Source organism: Streptomyces tauricus (assembly GCF_014650955.1).
Taxonomy (GTDB): domain Bacteria; phylum Actinomycetota; class Actinomycetes; order Streptomycetales; family Streptomycetaceae; genus Streptomyces; species Streptomyces tauricus.
In genome coordinates this window covers 63,377-85,024 of record NZ_BMVY01000002.1, presented here as the reverse complement: position 1 = coordinate 85,024, position 21,648 = coordinate 63,377, and the positions used below count along the sequence as shown (strand labels likewise).

Annotated in this window: 21 protein-coding genes; 14 read left to right on the top strand and 7 right to left on the bottom strand. The window is 72.3% G+C overall.

Annotation, left to right across the window (positions count from 1 at the left end):
- Window positions 1-23 precede the first annotated feature (23 nt).
- The 4 genes from mshB (at window position 24) to IE278_RS05055 (ending at window position 4,990) form a co-directional block, all read left to right on the top strand.
- A complete protein-coding gene (gene mshB / locus IE278_RS05070) occupies window positions 24-986 on the top strand; it encodes an N-acetyl-1-D-myo-inositol-2-amino-2-deoxy-alpha-D-glucopyranoside deacetylase (protein WP_189769235.1) in 963 nt (320 codons plus the stop codon).
- 59 nt (window positions 987-1,045) lie between these two features.
- Window positions 1,046-1,438 carry a DUF6113 family protein gene (locus IE278_RS05065; RefSeq protein ID WP_189769819.1) on the top strand — a complete coding sequence of 131 codons (393 nt, stop codon included), beginning with the start codon at window positions 1,046-1,048 and terminating at the stop codon, window positions 1,436-1,438.
- A 166-nt stretch (window positions 1,439-1,604) separates the two neighbouring features.
- Window positions 1,605-4,025 carry a hypothetical protein gene (locus IE278_RS05060; protein WP_189769234.1) on the top strand — a complete coding sequence of 807 codons (2,421 nt, stop codon included), beginning with the start codon at window positions 1,605-1,607 and terminating at the stop codon, window positions 4,023-4,025.
- Between the two features lie 113 nt (window positions 4,026-4,138).
- Entirely contained in the window at window positions 4,139-4,990 is an 852-nt protein-coding gene (locus IE278_RS05055; protein ID WP_189769233.1) for a substrate-binding domain-containing protein, read from the top strand.
- A 14-nt stretch (window positions 4,991-5,004) separates the two neighbouring features.
- On the opposite strand, the gene IE278_RS05050 is transcribed toward IE278_RS05055, so the two are convergent.
- Both IE278_RS05050 and IE278_RS05045 read right to left on the bottom strand, forming a co-directional pair.
- Window positions 5,005-5,856, bottom strand: coding sequence for a transglutaminase family protein (locus IE278_RS05050; protein ID WP_189769232.1), 852 nt, complete (start codon window positions 5,854-5,856; stop codon window positions 5,005-5,007).
- 236 nt (window positions 5,857-6,092) lie between these two features.
- Entirely contained in the window at window positions 6,093-7,118 is a 1,026-nt protein-coding gene (locus tag IE278_RS05045) for a GNAT family N-acetyltransferase (RefSeq protein ID WP_189769231.1), read from the bottom strand.
- Between the two features lie 141 nt (window positions 7,119-7,259).
- On the opposite strand from IE278_RS05045, the gene fdxA reads away from it, so the two are divergent.
- Together fdxA and IE278_RS05035 are read left to right on the top strand one after the other, a co-directional pair.
- On the top strand, window positions 7,260-7,580 hold the full coding sequence (gene fdxA / locus IE278_RS05040) for a ferredoxin (protein WP_019058397.1): 321 nt from the start codon (window positions 7,260-7,262) through the stop codon (window positions 7,578-7,580).
- Between the two features lie 129 nt (window positions 7,581-7,709).
- Window positions 7,710-8,816 (top strand): bifunctional succinyldiaminopimelate transaminase/glutamate-prephenate aminotransferase, encoded by a 1,107-nt coding sequence (locus IE278_RS05035; protein WP_189769230.1) that lies wholly within the window; start codon window positions 7,710-7,712, stop codon window positions 8,814-8,816.
- A 438-nt stretch (window positions 8,817-9,254) separates the two neighbouring features.
- Here the strand turns inward: IE278_RS05035 and IE278_RS05030 are convergent, their stop codons facing one another.
- Both IE278_RS05030 and IE278_RS05025 read right to left on the bottom strand, forming a co-directional pair.
- On the bottom strand, window positions 9,255-9,692 hold the full coding sequence (locus IE278_RS05030; RefSeq protein WP_189769228.1) for an ATP-binding protein: 438 nt from the start codon (window positions 9,690-9,692) through the stop codon (window positions 9,255-9,257).
- Between the two features lie 361 nt (window positions 9,693-10,053).
- Window positions 10,054-11,070: a VldE C-terminal domain-containing protein gene (locus IE278_RS05025; RefSeq protein ID WP_189769226.1), complete on the bottom strand. Its 1,017-nt coding sequence runs from the start codon at window positions 11,068-11,070 to the stop codon at window positions 10,054-10,056.
- Between the two features lie 114 nt (window positions 11,071-11,184).
- On the opposite strand from IE278_RS05025, the gene dapE reads away from it, so the two are divergent.
- Together dapE and IE278_RS05015 are read left to right on the top strand one after the other, a co-directional pair.
- Window positions 11,185-12,264, top strand: a complete 1,080-nt coding sequence (gene dapE / locus IE278_RS05020) for a succinyl-diaminopimelate desuccinylase (RefSeq protein ID WP_189769223.1) — start codon at window positions 11,185-11,187, stop codon at window positions 12,262-12,264.
- Window positions 12,265-12,351: 87 nt separating this feature from the next.
- Window positions 12,352-13,110, top strand: a complete 759-nt coding sequence (locus IE278_RS05015; protein ID WP_189769221.1) for an LOG family protein — start codon at window positions 12,352-12,354, stop codon at window positions 13,108-13,110.
- A 167-nt stretch (window positions 13,111-13,277) separates the two neighbouring features.
- Here IE278_RS05015 and folP read toward each other — a convergent pair whose 3' ends face one another.
- Window positions 13,278-14,138: a dihydropteroate synthase gene (gene folP, locus IE278_RS05010; protein ID WP_189769219.1), complete on the bottom strand. Its 861-nt coding sequence runs from the start codon at window positions 14,136-14,138 to the stop codon at window positions 13,278-13,280.
- 138 nt (window positions 14,139-14,276) lie between these two features.
- On the opposite strand from folP, the gene IE278_RS05005 reads away from it, so the two are divergent.
- Together IE278_RS05005 and IE278_RS05000 are read left to right on the top strand one after the other, a co-directional pair.
- Window positions 14,277-14,651 carry a DivIVA domain-containing protein gene (locus IE278_RS05005; protein WP_189769818.1) on the top strand — a complete coding sequence of 125 codons (375 nt, stop codon included), beginning with the start codon at window positions 14,277-14,279 and terminating at the stop codon, window positions 14,649-14,651.
- A complete protein-coding gene (locus IE278_RS05000; protein ID WP_189769217.1) occupies window positions 14,648-15,322 on the top strand; it encodes a DNA-3-methyladenine glycosylase I in 675 nt (224 codons plus the stop codon). Before IE278_RS05005 ends, IE278_RS05000 begins: the two co-directional genes overlap by 4 nt.
- A 38-nt stretch (window positions 15,323-15,360) precedes the next feature.
- On the opposite strand, the gene chcB is transcribed toward IE278_RS05000, so the two are convergent.
- Complete coding sequence (gene chcB / locus IE278_RS04995) at window positions 15,361-16,167, bottom strand: 2-cyclohexenylcarbonyl CoA isomerase (protein ID WP_189769215.1); 807 nt, start codon at window positions 16,165-16,167, stop codon at window positions 15,361-15,363.
- Between the two features lie 361 nt (window positions 16,168-16,528).
- Between chcB and IE278_RS04990 the strand changes: the two genes are divergently transcribed.
- The gene (locus IE278_RS04990) at window positions 16,529-16,696 is read left to right on the top strand and encodes a DUF3117 domain-containing protein (protein ID WP_003966491.1); all 168 of its coding nucleotides are present in this window, start codon (window positions 16,529-16,531) and stop codon (window positions 16,694-16,696) included.
- Between the two features lie 156 nt (window positions 16,697-16,852).
- Here IE278_RS04990 and IE278_RS04985 read toward each other — a convergent pair whose 3' ends face one another.
- Window positions 16,853-17,551: an O-methyltransferase gene (locus tag IE278_RS04985; protein ID WP_281403130.1), complete on the bottom strand. Its 699-nt coding sequence runs from the start codon at window positions 17,549-17,551 to the stop codon at window positions 16,853-16,855.
- A gap of 227 nt (window positions 17,552-17,778) precedes the next feature.
- Here IE278_RS04985 and sigE point away from each other — a divergent pair, with 227 nt between their 5' ends.
- The 3 genes from sigE to IE278_RS04970 all read left to right on the top strand — a co-directional run bounded on the left by sigE (window position 17,779) and on the right by IE278_RS04970 (window position 21,618).
- A complete protein-coding gene (gene sigE / locus IE278_RS04980; RefSeq protein ID WP_373311902.1) occupies window positions 17,779-18,480 on the top strand; it encodes an RNA polymerase sigma factor SigE in 702 nt (233 codons plus the stop codon).
- The gene (locus IE278_RS04975) at window positions 18,477-19,451 is read left to right on the top strand and encodes an anti-sigma factor family protein (protein WP_189769211.1); all 975 of its coding nucleotides are present in this window, start codon (window positions 18,477-18,479) and stop codon (window positions 19,449-19,451) included. Before sigE ends, IE278_RS04975 begins: the two co-directional genes overlap by 4 nt.
- Window positions 19,452-19,590: 139 nt before the next feature.
- Window positions 19,591-21,618: a S1C family serine protease gene (locus IE278_RS04970; protein ID WP_189769209.1), complete on the top strand. Its 2,028-nt coding sequence runs from the start codon at window positions 19,591-19,593 to the stop codon at window positions 21,616-21,618.
- The last annotated feature ends 30 nt before the right edge of the window (window positions 21,619-21,648 follow it).

The window sequence follows — 21,648 nt, the reverse complement described above, 5'->3', positions numbered from 1 at the left end:
ACCCGCCTCGTAGGGTGGGGTCCATGACGGAACTGCCCTCTTCCGGCCGCCGGCCCGGGGGACCACCCTCCCCCTTCGCCGGGCGTCTGCTCCTGGTGCACGCGCACCCGGACGACGAGGCGATCAACAACGGCGCCACCATGGCCGGATACGCGGCCACGGGCGCCCAGGTCACCCTCGTGACCTGCACACGGGGCGAACTCGGCGAGGTCATCCCGCCCGGGCTCGCGCATCTGTCGGGAGAACACCTCGGCGAGCACCGCCTGGCGGAGCTGGCCGAGGCGATGCGCGAGCTGGGCGTGCGGGACACCCGCTCGCTCGGCGGCCCCGGCCGCTACGAGGACTCCGGGATGATGGGCCTCCCCGAGAACGACAACCCGCGCTGCTTCTGGCGGGCGGACGTCGACGAGGCCGCCGCGCACCTGGTCGAGGTGATCCGCGAGGTACGCCCTCATGTGCTCGTCACCTACGACCCGGACGGCGGATACGGCCACCCGGACCACATCCAGGCCCACCGCGTCGCGATGCGGGCCGCCGACCTGGCGGCGGAGCCGGACTTCCGGGCCGACCTCGGCGCACCGTGGACGATCTCGAAGATCTACTGGAACCGCGTGCCGCGTTCCGTCGCCGACGAGGGCTTCGCCCGTCTGAAGGACGTCCTCGACGAACTGCCGTTCCCCGCCTCCGCCACGGTCGACGACGTGCCCGGCGTGGTGGACGACCCGGTGGTCACCACGGAGATCGACGGCACCGCCCAGGCCGCGGCCAAGGCCGCCGCGATGCGGGCGCACGCCACCCAGATCGAGGTCGCCGAACCGTGGTTCGCCCTCTCCAACGGGCTCGCGCAGCCCCTCTTCCTCGTGGAGTACTACGAGTTGGTGCGCGGCGAACGCGCAGGGCCGGGCCGGGAGACCGATCTGTTCGCGGGAATCACGGATCCGTTCGCAGACATCACAGAAGCAACCACCGAGGGCGGTACGCGATGAACGCGGCGAACAGGTCGTACGCGGACCGGCCGAACGCGGACAGGTCGAACGCGGGCGCCATGCTCGCCCAGCCCCTGCGCCCGCCCTCGGCCCTCCGGATCGTCGTCCACCTGGGCCTGTTCGTACTCGGCGCCGTGGTCGCGGTGGCCGGGGCGCTGGTCCAGTCGGGCTGGTTCCCGGGCGGGCTGCTGCTCGCGCTGGCCGGCGCGGCGGGGCTGTTCCTGGGCGGATCGCGCGCGACCGGCGGCCGGGCGGGGGCGGTCGCACCCGCGGCCGGCTGGATGATCGCCGTCGTCCTGCTCACCGCCAGCCGCCCCGAGGGCGACTTCCTCTTCGCCGCGGGAGCGGGCTCCTACCTCTTCCTGCTCGGCGGTATGGCCGTGGCTGTGATGTGCGCCACCCTTGGCCAGGGACGGCAACCGGGCGGCGCCGCCGCCCGACTTGGGAAGTGACGTACCACTTCGCCACTGCGCGCAGGTGCACGTCCGGTGTGGGTTTCCCCGACGGCCGCAAAATGGGGGAGACAAGTGGCCAGTATGGTGGAGCGCGCCGCCGAGCCGCCCGAATCGAGGTCGAGGTCGAGTAACCGGGCGGTGGAGCCAACCAGGAGAACCTGCCTTGAGTCGTGAAACTGACAGTTCGTCCTCCGGGCCCAACGGGCGCGGGGGAACCGCATACCCGTCGGGGACTCCGCCGTACGGAACGCCGATGGCTTCCGACGGCGCCGCCGACGCGGGGCGCAGTGCCGGTGACCGGCCGGAACAGCCCAAGACCGAGACCACGCTGACGACGCGGATCCGCATCAACATCCCCGGATCCCGGCCGATCCCGCCGGTCGTCGTGCGCACACCCGTGGCCAACGGGGAGTCCTCCGACGCCACAGGTGCGTCCCGGTCCGCCGCCCCTGACGCCCACCCGGCCACCGGTCCGGGCGGGCCAGTGGACTCCGACACGGGGTCCCACCCCATGCCCGGCGCCGGTGGTGCCGGTGGCGGTGGTGGCGCCGAGGAGAAGCGGAGCGACTGGTTCGCCCCGCGCAAGGCCGGTGCGCCGAAGGGCGGCCCGGCCGCCGGCAACGCCAACGGCGCGGGTATGGCCGCCGGTTCGAACGCCCAGGGCCCGGCAGCGGGTGCCGGTGGGGGAGTTGGCCCCTCCGGCACACCCGCGGCCCGGCCCGGCGGTCCCGGCACACCCGCGGCCCGGCCCGGCGGCGGTACCAACGGCGCGGGGCTGCCCGGCGCGGGCGGCACCGGACCGGTGGCCCCCGGCCACGGCGGCGGTACCGGCTCCTTCGACGTCTCCCGGGCGCTGGCGGCGGGGCCGCTGGGCACCGGGCCGGGCGGATCGCCGTATCCGACGGGCTCCCCGGCGGGCGACAACGGCGGGGCCGAACCGCGCCACGACGGACTCCCGTACTTCGCCGACGGCAGCCAGGGTGGTCAGGGCGGCCAGAACGGCCAGGGCGCCCAGCGTGGGCCCTCGGGCCCGACCGGCGGCCCGGCCAGCGGCGACACGCCCCTGGCGGCCCCCGGCGGCCAGGGCTTCCCCGGCGGCCCCGGTGCTCCCGGCGGCCAGGGCGGCCCCGGTGGTCACCGTGCCCCCGGCGGTCCCGGCGCTCCCGCCGGCTCCGGCGGCCACCGTGCTCCCGGCGGTCAGGGCGCACCCGGGAATGTCGGCAACCCCGGCGCGCCCGCGGGGATCGGCGGCCCCGGCAGTCACCGCGCCCCCGGTGGCCCGGGTACTCCCGGCGCCCCGGACACGGGCTTCCCCGGCGGCAAGGGGGCCCAGAGCGGGTCCGCCTTCTCCGGTGCCCCCGCGGGGGCCGGCCGTCCCGGCGGCGGGCTGAGCGACGACACCGCGATCCTCACCCCGCAGGTCCCCGCGCCCGAACCGGGCGCGCCGGGCTACGGCGGCGCCGGTGAGAACGTCTCCGGGCACACCCTCACCAGCGGCATCCCCGTCGTGCCCCCCGCCCCGAACTCGCCGTTCGGACCGGGCGCGCACACCGACGGACCGCTCCCGCACCAGCCCCCGAAGCTGCCGGAACCGGTCTCACCGGCCGCGCCCGCCGCCGCGCGCCCCAAGAAGAAAAAGGGCCGCAACAAGCTGGTTCTCCTGGTCACCGGCGTGGTGACCCTCGGCGGGATCGCGTACGGCGCCGGACTGCTCATGAACCACTCCGACGTCCCCAAGGGCACCAGCGTGCTCGGAGTGGACATCGGCGGCGGTACGCGCGACGAGGCCGTCCAGAAGCTCGACGACGCCTTCAAGGCGTCGGCCGCCAAGCCGCTGCAGCTCTCGGTCGAGGGCGACACCGTCGCGCTCAAGCCGGACCAGGCCGGGCTCCAGCTCGACACCCAGGCCACGGTGCGGGCCGCCGCGGGCAGCGACTACAACCCCGTCTCGGTGGTCGGCTCGCTGTTCGGCAACCAGCGGGTCGTCGCCCCCGTCATGCCCGTCGACGAGGAGAAGCTGGCCGCCGCCCTGGAAGGCGCCGCGGGCGGTTCCGGTTCGGCGACCGAGGGCACGATCAAGTTCCAGTCGGGCAAGGCCGTCGCCGTCTACGGCAAGGCGGGCAAGGGCATCGACATCGGCCGGTCCACGGAGGCCGTCGAGGACGCGTACCGCACCCAGGTGGAGACCGGGAAGTCGGCTCCCGTGAAGGTGCCCACCACGGCGAAGGAGCCCAAGGTCTCCAAGGCCGAGGTGGACCGCATGATGAAGGAGTTCGCGCAGCCCGCGATGTCCGGGCTCGTGACCGTCAAGGCGGGCACCGCGGTGGTCCAGTTCAGCCCCGAGAACTCCCTGTGGAAGTTCCTCGGCGTGAAGGCCACTCCCGACGGCAAGCTGGTCGACTACTACGACCTGCCCGTGCTGAAGGAGCTGTACGGCGGCGCGTTCGACGGCGTGACGATCGCCCGGGGCAACGGCAAGAAGACCGCCGTGACCCCGCAGGACGTGGTCGGCGCACTGCGCCAGGCACTCCTCGGCAAGACGGCGACGGACCGCGTCGGAGTGATCGAGACCAACCCCACATAGCGGCTGCGGGGCACCCGGTGATGGCCGGGTGCCCTCTTGTCCCGTTCGAATGCCCGCCCCATCGTTGCCCGAGTGGCCGCGCCGGGCGGGCGCCGAAGGGGAACAGGTGCCGTATGGGCTGGGACTTCACGGACGACCGGGGAATCACGGTGCGGCTCGCCGCACGACCCGAGCGCGTCGCCGCGTACGTCCGTGCGGGCGCGGGCCTGTGGGACCTGGGGGTGCGGCCCGTCGCGGTGTACGGATCCGGACACGACGGCGACGAGCCCGACCGCGCCAAGTCCGGCTCCCTCGCGGACGTCCCGTACCTGGGTGCGGGCAGAAGCCTCGACCACGCGACGGTGGGTTCCGTGCGGCCCGACCTGGTCGTCGACGTCACCTACGACGGAAAGAAGCCGTACGCGGTCACGGAGCCGGCGGCCGAACGGGCGGGCGCGCCGGTACTCGCCCTCGCGGTCGGCGCCGACACCTCGCTGCCCCGCGTCCTGGCGCGCTTCGCCGAACTCGCCGGCGCCCTCGGCGGTGAACCGGCCGGGCGCGAGCACGAGTTGGCCGCCGCGCAGGACGCCGTACGGGCGGTGGCCCCGGTGCCGCTCAAGGTCCTCGCGCTGTCGGCCGCCGGGCCCGGACAGGTGCACCTCGCCCGCCCCCGGGCCTGGCCCGAACTGCGGCATCTGGCCGACCTGGGAGTGGAGTTGACCGACCCGGGCGAGGGCGGCGCGAACTGGTCCACGACCACCTGGGACCGGGCCGTTCAACTGGCCCCCGACCTGGTCCTCGCGGACGTCCGCGGGAACGCCGTCCCGGTCGCGGAGCTGGAGTCCGTACCGGCCTGGCGCGCCCTGGCCTCCGCCGCGACCGTGGCGTCCTGGAACCCGGAACTGCCGTGCAGCGCGCGGGCGTACGCCGCCTTCTTCAGGTCCGTGGCTCAGACGCTCGCGGAACTGGCCGCCACGGAGTCCTGAACGGCCCGCCGGGGTCAGTTGAGCATCGCGCGGGCCGCGTGGGCCTGGCTGCGTACGCGGGCCGCCGCCGGTTCGTCGACGGCGGCCACGATCTCCGCGTACGCGTCGAGTTCGGTGGCGCCAGTGAGGAAGTCGCCGCGCTGCACGAGGAGCTGGGCGCGCTCGTAGCGCAGACGGGCCGGGTGCGAGGGCAGCAGGAGGGCGAGATCGACCGCCCAGAGGGCCACGTCGGAGCGTTCGGGGCGGGCGGCGGACCAGGCGCGGATGTTGTTGAGGATGCGCAGGACGACGTCGAGCGGATCGGCGGGCGTGAGCATGGACGGATCGAGGGGGGAGCCGGTGGCACCGGCCACCAGCAGTTCCGTGTCGGTGCCGGTCAGTACCCGGCCGCCGACGAAGGGGTCGACGAGGACCTGCTGCTCGGGCGGTCCGAAGCCGACGACGAAGTGACCGGGCAGGGCGACCCCGTAGACGGGCGCCCCGGCCCTTCTCGCGACCTCCATCCACACCACCGACAGCAGGATGGGCAGTCCGCGGCGCCTTCTCAGCACCTTGTCCAGGAGCGAGGACTCCAGACGCTGGTAGTCGCCGGGCGTACCGCGGAACCCGAGGCCGCCGCCGAGGTGCTCGGAGAGCGCCGTGGCCCAGGACCGGGGGCCGCCGGGGCGGAACGGCAGCTCTCCGGCCAGCCGGTCCAGCTCGATCTGGGCCGCGTCCATGCCGGCCTCGGTCAGTTCCCCGTCCGCCTGGGCGCCCACCAGCAGGCACAGGGCCGACAGGTCGGGGCGCTCGGCTCGTGCCTCTTCGCCGAACCGCCGCCGCCATTCGGCGCTTCGCGCCGGTTCGGGGGGTTGGAGTGGACGCATAGCTGCTTCGTGCCCTTTCACGCCGATCGATACCTGTCCGTGGGGTGGGCGGGGGCGGGTGCGGCGGTGCGAATGCTGGTTGCGCCGTTCCCCGCGCCCCTTTCGGGGTCCGGGTGCGGGATGTTGTCGGGTGAGGGGGTGTGGGTGCTGGTTGCGCAGTTCCCCGCGCCCCTGGTGGGTGGTGGTGCGGGCCTGTTGTCGGGGGAAGGTGTGTCCGCGGCTGACATGGCGGCCCCTTACGGAGTCGGCGCTCGGTAGTGGTGGTAGGTGTGGTGGGGGGTGAAGTCCAGGCGGGTGTAGAGGGACCGTGCTCCCTCGTTGTCCGTCTCCACCTGGAGCCAGGCGGCCGAGGCGCCCTCGGTCAGGGCCCGGCGGGCGAGGGCCGTCATGACCGTGGTGGCGAGACCCTGGCGGCGCAGCGCGGGGTCCACCTCCACCGCGGCGAACCCGGCCCAGCGGCCGTCGACCACACAGCGCCCGATCGCCGCGGGCACACCCGGCTCGCCGCCGGGCACGGTCGCGAACCACACCGAGGGGCCGCTGCCCAGCACCTTCAGCGCCACCTCGCTCACGCCCTTGCGCTGGTAACGCCCCAGCCACCCCTCGTCGGCCTCGCGCGACAGCACGACCGTCCGCTCGGGACCGGGACCGGGACCGGGGCCGGAGTCCGGGAGGTCCGCCAACGGCGCCAGCGCGCCCGTCCACAGCTCCGCGGACACCTCACGCACCCACCCCCGCGCCTCCAGCTCCGCGCACAGCGGCTCCTGCGTGCCCTGGGCGCCCGTGGCGGTCTGCGTGTAGGCGGGCAGCCCGCGAGCCGCGTACCACTTCCGTACGAGTGACAGCGCCTCGTCCAGCGGCACGCCCGGGTCGCCGAGGGGCAGTACCGAGTTGGCGCGCCGCGTGAAACCGGACGCGGCCCGCAGCTCCCACTCACCGAGCCGTTCCCGCTCCACCGGCTGCCAGGCCCGTGCGGAGACCCGCGCCAGTTCCTCGTACGAGGCCGCGGGGCCCCGTCTGCGGGCCGGCGCGGAGGGGACGACCTTGCCCGCCACCAGCGTCGATTCCGGAATGCGGACACTTTCGCCGGACCGGCGTGTGATCAGCAGCACACCGTCGTCCCATGATGTGAGAACACCGACCGTGTCGGTGAACTTCTCACCCTCGGGGGCCCCTTCGCGCAACCGTCGCACCGAGATGCGTTTGCCCACGTCAGCGGGGGTGACACGGACCTCAAGCCGGAAGTGTGGTGAGAAATCCACAGCTCAGTCCAACCCTCCTGTTCGGATCATGCCCAAGAACGGAGATACTAGGTGCGGGCATCGACGACGCCGCGCTCCCGCGCGCCAGGTGGCGGAGCCTGAAGACGGCTCGCCAGCGCCCTATCGAGGAGGAACGACAGCGTGACCTACGTCATCGCGCAGCCTTGTGTCGACGTCAAGGACAAGGCGTGCATCGAGGAGTGCCCGGTCGACTGCATCTACGAGGGCTCCCGGTCCTTGTACATCCACCCGGACGAATGCGTCGACTGTGGTGCCTGTGAGCCGGTCTGCCCGGTCGAGGCGATCTTCTACGAGGACGACACTCCGGAGGAGTGGAAGGACTACTACAAGGCGAACGTCGAGTTCTTCGACGAGCTCGGCTCGCCCGGTGGCGCCAGCAAGCTGGGACTCATCGAGCGCGACCACCCCTTCGTCGCAGCGCTGCCGCCGCAGAACCAGTAAGCGGCCCGTGCGTCGGCGGCCCCCTCCGGCGACAGCCGTGGGCGCCGCCTCGGTCCCGTACGGCCCGCCGCCGTGCGGGACCGCTGTTTTTGCCGCCGTTCTCGCCGTGCAGAAAGTGAGCCAGAACCCGTGTCCGCAGTCTCCGACCGGCTTCCCGCCTTTCCCTGGGACAAGCTGGAGCCCTTCAAGACGAAGGCCGCCGCGCACCCGGACGGCATCGTCGACCTCTCCGTCGGCACCCCGGTCGACCCGGTGCCCGAGCTGATCCAGAAAGCTCTGGTCGCGGCCGCCGACTCGCCCGGCTATCCGACGGTGTGGGGCACTCCGGAGCTGCGGGACGCGCTGGTCGGCTGGTGCGGACGACGGCTGGGCGCGCGGGACCTCACCCACCGCAACGTCCTCCCGGTGGTCGGCTCCAAGGAACTGGTGGCCTGGCTGCCGACCCAGCTGGGCCTCGGCCCGGGGGACAGGGTGGCCTACCCGCGCCTGGCGTACCCGACGTACGAGGTCGGCGCCCGCCTCGCCCGCGCGGACCACGTGGCGTACGACGACCCCACGGAGCTGGACCCCGCGGGCCTGAAGCTGCTGTGGCTGAACTCCCCGTCCAACCCCACGGGCCGGGTGCTCTCCCAGCGGGAACTCACCCGGATCGTCGCCTGGGCGCGCGAGCACGGCGTCCTCGTCCTCGCCGACGAGTGCTACATCGAACTGGGCTGGGAGGCCGACCCGGTCTCGGTCCTGCACCCCGAGGTGTGCGGCGGCTCGTACGAGGGGATCCTCGCGGTCCACTCGCTGTCGAAGCGGTCGAACCTCGCGGGCTACCGGTCGGCGTTCCTCGCCGGTGACCCGGCGGTCCTGGGCGACCTGCTCCAGATCCGCAAGCACGGCGGCATGATGACGTCCGCGCCCACCCAGGCCGCCACGGTGGCCGCCCTCTCGGACGACACCCACGTCCAGGAGCAGCGCGAGCGGTACGCGGCCCGCCGCAAGGCCCTGCGCGAAGCCCTGGTCGGCCACGGCTTCCGCATCGAGCACAGCGAGGCGAGCCTGTACCTCTGGGCGACCCGGGACGAGTCCTGCTGGGACACGGTGGCCCACCTGGCCACGCTCGGCATCCTGGTGGCCCCGGGCGACTTCTACGGCCCAGCAGGCGCCCACTTCATCCGAGTGGCCCTCACAGCAACAGACGAAAGGGTCCGGGCGGCAACATCCCGCCTGACACACCCCGCAACCTGAGACCACACACGGCCCGGCCACCCACCCCTTGAGGGCATCCACCATCTGCCGACCCCTGCCCTGACGGCGCAACGGTCTGCCGACCCCTGCCCTGACGGCGCAACGGTCTGCCGACCCCTGCCCTGACGGCGCAACGGTCTGCCGGCCCCCTGCCCTGACGGCGCAACGGTCTGCCGACCCCCGGCCTGACGGCGTACACCTTCTGCCGACGCCCCTGCCTGACGGCGTACACCGTCTGCCGGCGCCCAGCATCCATCGGCGCCCGAAGGGCCGCCGTCCAGGGGCGCGGGGAACTGCGCGCCCAGCAACGACGGACCCGCACCTCACTACCAACCCCCGCCGCAGCGCCGCAGGCCCGCGCACGCGAAAAGGCGAAGGGGCCCAGGGGGAAACCCCCTGAACCCCTTCACCGCACAAGCCGCCCCGGCGGCAAGCCGATCAGCCGAGCGGCAGCCCCTGCAGCGGCAGCCCCTCGGTCGGCAGCCCACCCTTCGAGACCGCGTCGGTCGGCAGCCCACCACCGGTCGCCGACCCCGCGGTGTCACCGAGCACGTCACCCGTGGTCCCGGCAACGTCCCCGGCGGTCTTCTGCGCGGCGGGCGTCGCGGTCTTGACGGCCTTGCCGCTCGTCTTGCCCGCGGTCGGCACGGCCTTCTTCACGGCCTTGCTGCCCGTTTCGCCGGCCATCCCGGTGGCGTTCTGCGCGGCACCGTCGACCGTGGTGCCCGCGTTGTCCAGCGCGCTCAGGCCGCCGAGGTCGGGGGTGGCCGGCAGTTCGGCCGCGCTCGCGGAGCCGGCCGCACCGACCACGGGTGCCGCTCCCGCTGCGATGAGCAGCGCGACACGGGCGATCCGACGGGTCAGGGGGAGGGACATGGTGCTCCTTTGACGGGGAGAGAACGATGAAATCTTCCACCGTGCCCGGCAGTTGACCGACTGGCTGTCGACCGGCTGTTGATCGTTCCGGGCTCGGACGCAGTGACTACCGCTCGAAGCCCGCGAAGGTTGCGGTGGCCCGAAGTAAAGAGTTGGTAATGCGTCGCATTATCGGCTGCGGAGAAACCCGGGCAAAGAAGGCCCGGCCGGAAAGTTCGCCGAATCCCTACAGCCCTTTGCTGGCAAGGGATTTGACGCCCATGGGACAGGCGCGGGGCAAGTGCGGGAAAGGGCCGCGGAAAAGTGCGGCGGTGTGTCGACATGGCACGCCGGGAGTGCCACCAACGGGTGAGGGCCCGTACTACTGCCCGGTGACGATTCGAACCTCGCCCGCGGCGTTCCGCGCGCCCGACTCGTCGTCGCGCCACTCGCTGCGGGTGCTGCCGGCGGTCCACACCCGGCCCGCGTAGGAGACCCGTTCGACGTGCAGTGCGGACGAGTTGGCGACGGCCCAGTGTGCGAGGGCCCAGCCGCGCTGCCGCTGCCCGCCCCCGGTGGCCGCCTTCTCCGGCACGGGCACGATCACCGTGCGCTTGCCGTCGGAGGCGCTCACCGAGGCGGACGGCACGGAAGGAGTGGACGGCGACGACGACGTGGACGAGGGGCCGGCCGACGGGTCGGCCGAGGGGCTCGCGGCCACCGCGGCGCCCGCCTCCTGGAAGGCCCCGCGCCCGAAGTCCCGTACGAGCGCCGTGCGTACGGACTCCGGGCCGCCGGGCCGCGGGTCCGGGCGGCCCTCGCAGGTGAGGGTGGCGGCGGCGCGACCGGTGAGGGCCGCCGCGAGGAGCGTCGCGTCCGGCTCGTGCTTCGCGTACGCCTCCGGGAAGCCGCTGCGCTGGACGCGCTGCGCGGCGACGGTGAGCGGCAGGTCCGCGTAGTCGGGCACCTTGTCCAGATGCTCGTAGAACTCGCCCGCCGCGTACGCCGGATCCAGGATCTCCTGCTCCGTGCCCCAGCCCTGCGAGGGCCGCTGCTGGAAGAGTCCCAGTGAGTCCCGGTCGCCATGGCCGAGGTTGCGCAGGGCCGACTCCTGGAGGGCCGTCGCGAGAGCGATGGTGACGGCCCGCTCGGGCATGCCGCGGTTGGTGCCGACCGCGGTGATCGTCGCCGCGTTCACCGCCTGCTCCGCCGTGAACTCGTACGACGTGCCGTCGCCGTCGGCGGAGACGACCGTGCACTTGGGCACTCCGGTCCCGCCGGTCAGGTACTGCACGGCGAGGTAGGCCGCGACGCCGAGCAGTACGACGAGCGCCGCTCCGAAACGGAGGAAGCGGCCACGGCGTACGGGAGCGACGGAAGTGGGGGACGGCTCAGGCACGCGTACAAGGTACTGGAGAGTACTGTCGGGGCCGTGTGAGGTTCCCGAGATCCGCGGGCTCGTGGACAAGTCTCTGGGGTAGCCCGCCGGAGCGGGCGCGTTAGGGTCGACGGCATGGCCGACACCCCACTTGACCTCACACTGGACGCCGCCCGGCTCACCGCGCGGCTCGTCGACTTCCCGTCGGAGAGCGGCACCGAGAAGCCCCTCGCGGACGCCGTCGAGACCGCCCTGCGCGCCCTGCCGCACCTCACGGTCGACCGGTACGGCAACAACGTCGTCGCGCGCACGAACCTGGGCCGGGCCGAGCGCGTCATCCTGGCCGGGCACATCGACACGGTGCCCATCGCGGACAACGTGCCCTCACGCCTGGACGAGGACGGCGTGCTCTGGGGCTGCGGCACCTGCGACATGAAGTCGGGCGTCGCGGTCCAGCTGCGGATCGCGGCCACGGTGCCGGCCCCCAACCGCGACCTCACCTTCATCTTCTACGACAACGAAGAGGTCGCCGCCGACCTGAACGGCCTCAAGCACGTGGCCGAGGCGCACCCCGAGTGGCTGGAGGGCGACTTCGCGGTCCTCCTGGAGCCCTCCGACGGACAGGTCGAGGGCGGCTGTCAGGGGACCCTCAGGGTGCTCCTGAAGACCACGGGGGAGCGGGCGCACTCGGCGCGCAGCTGGATGGGCTCCAACGCCATCCACGCCGCCTCCCCGATCCTCGCCCGCCTCGCCTCCTACGAGCCGCGTTACCCGGTCATCGACGGCCTCGAATACCGCGAGGGCCTGAACGCCGTCGGCATCTCGGGCGGGGTGGCGGGCAACGTCATCCCCGACGAGTGCGTGGTGAGCGTCAACTTCCGTTACGCGCCCGACCGCAGCGAGGAGGAGGCACTCGCCCATGTCCGCGAGGTCTTCGCCGACTGCGGCGTGGACGAGTTCGTGGTCGACGACCACAGCGGGGCGGCGCTGCCGGGCCTCTCGCATCCGGCCGCGGCGGCCTTCATCGAGGCCGTCGGAGGCACCCCGCAGCCCAAGTACGGCTGGACGGACGTCTCCCGCTTCAGCGCGCTGGGCGTCCCGGCGGTCAACTACGGGCCCGGCAACCCGCACTTGGCGCACAAGCGTGACGAACGGGTCGAAACCGCCAAAATCCTGGCGGGCGAGGAGCGGCTGAGGGCCTGGCTGACCGCCTGATCCGCGGCGGACATGCCGGCGTCCCCCTTCCTTAACCCGCGTAGATCTACGCTGAGGAGGAACGATCGGCAAGCGGAGGGAGCGGACATGGCTACCGGCAACCCCGAGGGCAGCAAGCAGCCACCGGAGGAGCAGCAGCTGGGCCCCGTGCTGCGCAGGCGGGGGCAGGTGCAGGCGAGTACGACGGACCAGCGGCTGCTGGACGCCGGCGGGCCGTCGGACTGGGTGCACACCGATCCCTGGCGCGTGCTGCGCATCCAGTCGGAGTTCATCGAGGGCTTCGGCACGCTGGCCGAACTCCCGGCCGCCATCAGCGTGTTCGGGTCGGCGCGCACACCGGCGGGATCGGCCGAGTACGAGGCGGGCGTCGCGCTCGGCCGTGGCCTGGTCGAGGCGGGCTTCGCGGTGATCACCGGCGGTGGTCCGGGGGCCATGGAGGCCGCCAACAAGGGTGCCTGCGAGGCGAAGGGCATCTCTGTCGGCCTCGGCATCGAGCTGCCCTTCGAGCAGGGGCTCAACGAGTACGTCGACATCGGGCTGAACTTCCGGTACTTCTTCGTACGGAAAATGATGTTCGTGAAGTACGCGCAGGGGTTCGTGGTGCTGCCGGGCGGTCTCGGCACGCTGGACGAGCTCTTCGAGGCCCTCACGCTCGTGCAGACCCAGAAGGTCACGCGCTTCCCGATCGTGCTCTTCGGTACGGAGTACTGGGGCGGGCTGGTCGACTGGCTCAAGAACACCCTGATCGCCCAGGGCAAGGCCTCGGAAAAGGACCTGCTCCTGTTCCACCTCACGGACGACGTGGACGAGGCGGTGGCTTTGGTCTCGAAGGAGGCGGGCAGGTAGGAGGGGCTTCCGCCCCTGCCTCGGGGGCCGGCCCCCGAACCCCCGCTCCTCAAACGCCGGAGGGGCTGATCCTTCAGCCCGTCCGGCGTTTGAGGACAACGGGGGCGAGGGGGCGCAGCCCCCATGCGGGATGGGACCGGGTAGGGGCGGCGGGGGCGACGAAACGCCTACGCCAGACCCCGGCGGGCGACCGCCGGTGGGCGGTGGCCCGCGATCGACGCCACCATGTCCAGGACCTGCCGCGTCTCGGCGACCTCGTGCACCCGATACACCTGAGCCCCCAGCCAAGCCGACACGGCAGTGGTCGCGAGCGTCCCCACCACCCGCTCCTTGACCGGCCGGTCGAGCGTCTCCCCCACGAAGTCCTTGTTGGACAACGACACCAGCACCGGCCACCCCGTGGACACCATCTCCCCGAGCCGCCGCGTCGCCTCCAGACTGTGCCGCGTGTTCTTCCCGAAGTCGTGCCCGGGATCGATCAGCACGGACTCACGGGGCACCCCCAGGGCCACCGCCCGCTCGGCGAGCCCCACCGTCACCTCGAGGATGTCGGCCATGACGTCGTCGTAGGCGATGCGATGCGGCCGCGTACGAGGCTGCGTACCGCCCGCGTGCGTACACACGATCCCCGCCCCGTACCGCCCGGCGACCTCCGCGAGCCGCGGATCGACCCCGCCCCACGCGTCGTTCAGCAGGTCCGCGCCGGCCTCGCACACGGCCTCGCCGACCTCGTGCCGCCAGGTGTCGACGCTGATGATCACGTCGGGGAAGCGGCGCCGCACCTCGGCGACGAACCCGACGGTCCGCCGCGCCTCCTCCTCGGCGGTGACTTCCTCGCCCGGCCCGGCCTTGACCCCGCCGATGTCGATGATGGCGGCTCCCTCGGACACCGCCTGCTCCACGCGTGCGAGCGCCGGCTCGTCGCGGAAGGTGGCTCCCTGGTCGTAGAAGGAGTCCGGGGTCCGGTTCACGATCGCCATGATCACCGGCTCGTGCGCGTCGAACTCGCGCCTGCCCAGCCTGAGCATCCCCTGTGACCTCTCCCAGTAGTTGTCGCCGTTGGGCCGCCTGCGACCCTAACGGTCAGAGTCGCATGGCACGATCGGTGCCTGACACTTTCCGTGCCGACGCGCCCGCGTCGGCATCAGAGCGTGGGGACCTCAGAGATGTTCATGTTCCTGTTCCTGGTCGTCGCCCTCGTCGTCGTGGTCGGCGCGGTGACCCTCTCCGTCGTGGGAGGCGGTGACAGCGGCGCCCTCCCCGACGCGCCGCCGGAGCGTCTGCGGGACCCGCTTCCCCTGGACCGCCCCGTGCACCGCGGCGACGTGGAGGCACTGCGTTTCCCGTTGACCCTGCGCGGCTACCGCATGACGGACGTGGACGACGCCCTGAACCGCCTCGGCGCCGAACTGGCCGAGCGGGACGCCCGTATCGCCGACCTGGAGGCCGCGCTGTCCGGCGCCCGCTCGGCTACGACCCCCTCCACGGCTCCTTCCCCGGTCACCTCCCTGGAGAAGCCCGCGGAGGAGGACCACCGGTGAGCGACGCCCTGAAGGGCGCCGACGGGGCTCTGCGCTGCCCCTGGGCGCTGTCCACCGACGACTACGTGGCGTACCACGACGAGGAGTGGGGCCGCCCGGTCCACGGTGACGACGCCCTGTACGAGCGGCTGTGCCTGGAGGCCTTCCAGTCGGGGCTGTCCTGGATCACGATCCTGCGTCGCCGTGAGGGCTTCAGGGCGGCTTTCGCGGCTTTCAAGATCGCCGATGTGGCGGCCTTCACGGACGTCGACAAGGAGCGCCTCCTCGCCGACACGGGGATCATCCGCAACCGCGCCAAGATCGAGGCGACGGTCGCCAACGCGCGCGTGCTCGTCGACTGGGCGCCGGGCGAACTGGACGAGCTGATCTGGTCCTTCGCCCCCGACCCGGCCACGCGCCCGGCCCCGAAGTCGCTGTCCGACGTCCCGGCGGTGACCGACGAGTCGACGGCCCTCTCCAAGACCCTCAAGAAGCGAGGCATCCGCTTCGTGGGCCCCACGACGGCGTACGCCCTGATGCAGGCATGCGGCCTGGTCGACGACCACTTGGCGGACTGCGCGTCCAGAGGTACGAGACAGAGCCGCCCCGAAGGGGCGCTCTCCAGGGGCGCGGGGAACCGCGCGCCCAGCCCTCACCGGCGGTCACCATCCGAACCACCTGAAGCAAGCTGACCCGACCTGAAGCAACCTGAAGCAACCCACCCCCTCTGCTACCGGCCCAGGTACTTCGGCTTCTCCTTGTTGACGAACGCCTGCACGGCGATCAGGTGATCCTCGGAGTCCCCCGCCCGCGACTGCAGCTCGTCCTCCTTCTCCAAGGTCTCGTCCAGCGAGTGCGTGAGCCCGAACGCGAGGGACTCCTTGAGCGCGGCGTACGCCAGCGTCGGCCCCTCGGCCAGCGCGCGGGCGACCTTCACGGCCTCGGCGGCCAGCTCCGCGGAGGGCACGATCCGATTCGCGATCCCCAGCTCGTACGCCTCCTGCGCCGTGACGCTGCGCGGGAAGAGCAGCAGGTCGGCGGCGCGGGAGGGCCCGACGACCCGGGGCAGCGTCCAGGAGATCCCGGAGTCGGCGGTGAGCGCGACCCCGGCGAACGAGGTGTTGAAGGCGGCCGTGTCGGCGACGATGCGATAGTCCGCGGCGAGCGCGAATCCGAAGCCCGCGCCGGCCGCGACGCCGTTGACGGCCGCCACCACCGGCTTCGCCGCGCCCGTCAGGGCCCGCACGATCGGGTTGTAATGCTCCTTGACCGTGCTCATGACGGCCTCGTCCGCGCCCGACTCGCGCGCCGCCAGCAGTCCGCCGACATGCTCCTTGAGGTCCTGGCCCACACAGAACGCCCGGTCACCGGCGGCGGTGAGGAGTATCGCCCGTACGGACTCGTCCGCCGCGGCCGCCTGCGCCGCCTCACGGAAGGCCACCTTGGTCTCGGTGTTCATCGCGTTCATCGCCTCGGGGCGGTTCAGCGTGATCGTCGCGAGTCCGTCGCTCACCTCGTAGAGCACGGTGTCGGCCATGATGGTCCCCTCAGGTGTCGCGGATCGGTCGTACCGGTCGGTACGCACTGCTTCCGAGGACAGCATGGCGGAGATCATGGTGGGCGGCGGGGTTCGTACATGTGACCTGCGTCAAAGAATTCCGGTGTCCGAAAGTCCATGCAGTGGCGCAGTATCGCAGTCACACCGCCGAAATGGGTGGTTTTGATCGAGCGCGTTGCGCAAGCGATGCCGACTGATGTTGGTCATCGGGTCCTGAGATGCGGGATAATGGCTTGGAAGCAATGTGTTCGATGCCGGTGACGCGTGTCCGACGAGAGGACGCGTGCCCTTCAATGGGGCCGTCGGCGACGATGAGCTGGTTTCAGGAAGGGGAACGAGCATGGCGGCCATGAAGCCGCGGACGGGCGATGGCCCGCTCGAGGTGACAAAGGAGGGGCGGGGCATCGTCATGCGCGTTCCGCTCGAAGGCGGCGGACGGCTCGTCGTAGAGCTGACCCCCGACGAGGCTGACGCGCTCGGCGACGCCCTCAAGAAGGTCGTCGGCTGACGCGGAACGCGACCATACCCTTCCACTGCCCCGGCATCAACGCGATGCCGGGGCAGTGGTATTTCCAGGGGATTTACTGAATTTCAAAGGTTCCACAGGGGCCATGTGGCCGGGGGTTCCCGGGGTTTTCGGAGTTCCAGGGGGTGCGGGCCGGGGTCAGCGTTTGACCGCGCACAGCAGGCCGTCGCCGACCGGCAGCAGTGAGGGGACCAGCTCCTGGCTCTCGCGGATCGCGCGCAGCAGTTCGCGCAGCCGCAGCACCTCCGTGGGCTGCGGGCCGGACTCCACCGTGCGCCCGTTCGCGAACACGCCCTCGAAGACGACGAGGCCGCCCACCCGCAGCAGGCGCAACGATTCAGCGAGGTAGTCGAGGCACTCCAGCCGGTCACCGTCGCAGAAGACGAGGTCATACCCCGCGTCCGCGAGCCGCGGCAGAACGTCCAGCGCGCGGCCCGGGATGAAGCGGGCCCGGTTGCTCGCGAAGCCCGACGCGCGGAAGGCCTGGCGGGCGAACTGCTGGTGCTCGGGCTCGGGATCCACGGTCGTCAGTACGCCGTCCGGCCGCATGCCGTGCAACAGATGGATACCGGAGACTCCGGTTCCGGTGCCGATCTCCGCGACCGCCTTGGCGTCCACGGTGGCGGCGAGCAGTCGCAGCGCGGCGCCCGTGCCGGGCGACACCGAGCGCAGGCCTGCTTCCCGGGCCCGGTCCCGGGCCCAGTGCAGTGCCTCGTCCTCGGCGACAAAGGCGTCGGCGAACGCCCAGCTCGTCAGCCGGTTGCCGGTAATGGCCCTCTCCTGTCCCCGTGGTTGCCTGGGCGTGACTGTATCCGTTGCCGCCGGGAACCCGCAGATGGGACCAGGCGTTTAGAGAGGGTGGGGAACAAGGGTCGGGAACTGCACGGGGGTGGCGGATGGAGCAGGGCGGCCGGCAAGTGCTCACGCAGCCATATGAGCGCGTATCAATTTCTCGTAAAACCGCTTATCCGGAGCTAACGGGCGAGGTGGCTATGGTAGGGGCTCCACTGGACACCACCAGAGCCGACAGGGGAGGTGCGGCTGAACCTGTGGATCGAGGAGGGGTGCTCCGGCGCCTGCTCAGATCGTCGGGGGAGCCGAAATCCGTGAACAACACTGCTGACCGATCCCGCATCGCTGACTCCGCTCAGACCGCGACCTTCACGTCCGAAGCGGACTCGCAGGCGTGGACTCCCCCCACGTGGGAGGAGATCGTCAGCACGCACAGCGGCCGGGTGTACCGGCTCGCCTACCGCCTGACGGGCAACCAGCACGACGCCGAGGACCTGACCCAGGAAGTCTTCGTCCGGGTCTTCCGCTCCTTGTCGACCTACACGCCCGGCACCTTCGAGGGCTGGCTCCACCGCATCACCACCAACCTCTTCCTGGACATGGTCCGCCGCAAGCAGCGCATCCGTTTCGACGCCCTCGGCGACGACGCGGCCGAGCGCCTGCCCAGCCGCGAGCCCTCCCCGCAGCAGGTCTTCAACGACACGCACTTCGACGCGGACGTCCAGCAGGCTCTCGACACCCTGGCGCCGGAGTTCCGCGCCGCGGTCGTCCTGTGCGACATCGAAGGACTTTCGTACGAGGAGATCGCCGCGACCCTGGGCGTCAAGCTCGGCACGGTCCGCAGCCGGATCCACCGCGGCCGCTCCCAGCTCCGGAAGGCGCTCGCCCACCGTTCTCCCGAGGCCCGTGCCGAGCGCCGCGGTTTCGCGGTCACCGGTGTGCCCGCTCTGGGAGGAGGGGGCACGAGCGCGTGAGTGGATCACGGCTGAATCCTGCCGACGGACCCCTTGCCGAGCAGCACCTCGGCGACCGACTTTCCGCCCTGGTGGACGGTGAGCTCGGCCATGAGGCGCGCGAGCGTGTCCTGGCCCACCTCGCCACCTGTGCGAAGTGCAAGTCGGAGGCCGACGAGCAGCGACGACTGAAGAACGTGTTCGCGGAGGTCGCCCCGCCGCCCCCTTCCGAGAGTTTCCTGGCCAGACTGCAGGGGCTCCCCGCAGGAGGTGACCCGGACGGCGACAGCCCGCGACTGGGCCGGGGAGCGTTCGGAGCGTCCGGAGTCTTCGACATGACGCCGGACTCCTTCGGTTACCTGCCCTCCGGCCCCCACGCGACCACGCTGCCCTCGGAACAGCGCGGCTTCCGCATCCATGACATCAGCCGGCGTGAGGCCGAGCGCTCCGCCTCCCGTGGGCTGCGCTTCGCGGCCGCCGCGGCCGGTGCCGTCTCGCTCGCCGCGATCGCGCTCGGCGGGGTCTCGACCGGCGTCCCGTCCGACACCGCGGACGCACGCGGCGGTTCGGGCAGCGGGAGCAATGTGACCCCCATGCGCACATCGAGCACGACCGGCGCCACGGGCTCCGACTCGCAGCGCCGCCGGTCCCTCGCACCGCTGCTCGCCCAGGGACAGCGTTCCTTCGGCGGCGAAGGGGGCGCGCAGACCGAGATGTCCGCGCCGCTGCTCCCCGGGGTGCCGGCGCCCGCACCCGGACCCGGACTGTCCGCGACCGGCGAGCAGAACGCGGGTTCGGGCCCGGTGCACGCGCTGACCACCCCCGTGGTGGCGGGAGCTGCGGCGATGTCCCCACTGATACATCCGTTCGCGCCGGCCCCACGGGTCACGCTGACCGCGTGGTCGACGGGCCCGGAGTTCGAGGCGTCCGTACTGTCGGCCGTGCCGTCGTTCGCCCCGTCCGCCTCACCCGCGCCTTCCTCCTCGGGCTGAACCGGCCCTCTGCGCGGCGGCCCGCGAACCTGGTTGAATCCAGGGATGGGCCGCGCCCGCCGCTGGTATCCGGGCGCGGAGGTCGAGACAACGCGGCGAGCGCCGACATGCCGTGCCGCGGGTCAGGTGTGGGGAGAGCATGGACGAGGGGAAGCCCACGAAGCCGAAGTGGTGGAGCCGGCCACGGACCCAGGTGCCGGACTCCGCTCCGGCGGACTCGGTTTCCACGGGGGACGGCGCGGGCGGGCTGCACGGGGGAGACATGGACGGCGACTTCGAGCTGGAGAAGCCTGCGGGTGGGAGTGCGGGTGCGGGTACGGGTGCGCGTACCGGCGCGGGGGTGACCGCTGTCGGGGACGCGGGCGCCGGCGCGGGGACAGCCACCGACGCCGGGACCGGCACCGACGCCGGGACCGGCACCGACGCCGGCGCGGGGCCGATTGCCGCACGGGCCGCAGGTGAGGTGGGCGCGGCCGTTTCCCGTGAGCGGACCAGGCCTCTGCACGATCCGGACCCCTACAGCACACCGCCGTACGGCGGACCGGGGCCGTGGGCACCCGCACCGCCGGTGCAGCACCCGGGGACTACGCCTGCGCACGGGACGACGGCGGAGGCGGCTGCTCCGGCCCACCAGGACGCGCCGGGGGAGGCCGTTTCGGGGGCGCATGCCCCGCATACGCACGCTCCGCATGCGTCCGTCTCGCACACCTCCTCGCCGCAGGCGTCCGCCTCGCACGTGCCTGCGCCGCGGCCTCCTGGCCCGGAGGCAGCTGCGTCGGGGACGCCTGCCACGCAGACGCACGGCGCACCCTTCTCAGAGGCGCCTGCCTCGCAGACGCACGTACCCCAGACGCCCGCCGCGCAGGCGCACGGCGCTCTCGGTCCGGAGGTGGTCGGTGGGCATCAGGTGGGCGGGGCTGCCCAGCAGGCCGGCGAGAACGGTGCCCCCGTTCCGCCCGCGCCCGCGTCCATTGGTCCCTGGCAGAACTATGACCCCTGGGCCGCCGCGCCCCTCCAGCACCACGGGAGTGCCGCCGAGGCGTCGGGTGGGCGCCGTGGGCGGACCGGGCGGGCGCTGGTTCTTGGTGCCGCGCTGCTCGCGCTCGTCTCAGGAGGCGTGGGCGGGGCCGTGGGCGCCTATCTGGAGCGGACCGGGGGGATCGACGACGTCGAGCTGCCGCAGGCCGGAGTGGAGGCCAAGGGGCGGGCACCGGACAGTGTGGCCGGTATCGCGGCCAGCGCCCTGCCCAGCGTGGTGACCCTGCACGTGAGCGGTTCGGACGCGCAGGGCACCGGCACGGGGTTCGTCCTCGACCGGCGCGGCCACATCCTCACCAACAACCACGTGGTGGAACCGGCGGACGGCAGCGGTGAGATCACCGTGACGTTCAGCGGCGGTGAGACCGCCAAGGCCGAGGTCGTGGGCCACGACAGCGGTTACGACCTCGCCGTGGTCAAGGTCGCCCATGTCAGCGGGCTCAAGCCCCTCTCGCTCGGCAACTCGGACAACGTCCAGGTCGGCGACCCGGTGGTGGCCATCGGAGCGCCCTTCGACCTGGAGAACACCGTCACCGCGGGCATCATCAGCGCCAAGGAGCGCCCCATCACGGCGGGCGGCGAGGAGGGCGACGGCAGCGACATCTCGTACGTGGACGCGCTGCAGACGGACGCCCCGATAAACCCCGGCAACTCCGGCGGCCCCCTGGTCGACTCCAAGGCCCGTGTTATCGGCATCAACAGCGCCATCCGCTCCGCGGACAGCGGCTCCGACCTGGAGAGCGGCCAGTCCGGTTCGATCGGCCTCGGTTTCGCCATACCCATCAATCAGGGCAGGCGCGTCGCCGAGGAACTCATCAACACGGGCAAGGCGACCCATCCCGTGATCGGCGTGACGCTGGACATGGAGTACTCCGGCGACGGCGCCCGCGTCGGCGCCAAGGGCAACGACGGCGGCTCGGCCGTCACCAGCGGTGGCCCCGGCGCCCGGGCCGGCATCAAGGCCGGTGACGTCATCACCGAGGTCGACGGGCAGCGGGTGCGCTCCGGTGAGGAGCTGATCGTCAAGACGCGGTCCCACCGGCCGGGCGACCGGTTGGAGCTGACGCTGGAGCGGGACGGCAAGGAGCGGAAGGTGACCCTCGTCCTCGGTTCGGCCGACGGGAACTGACACGGCGGACGACCGAGGCGTACGAGACCG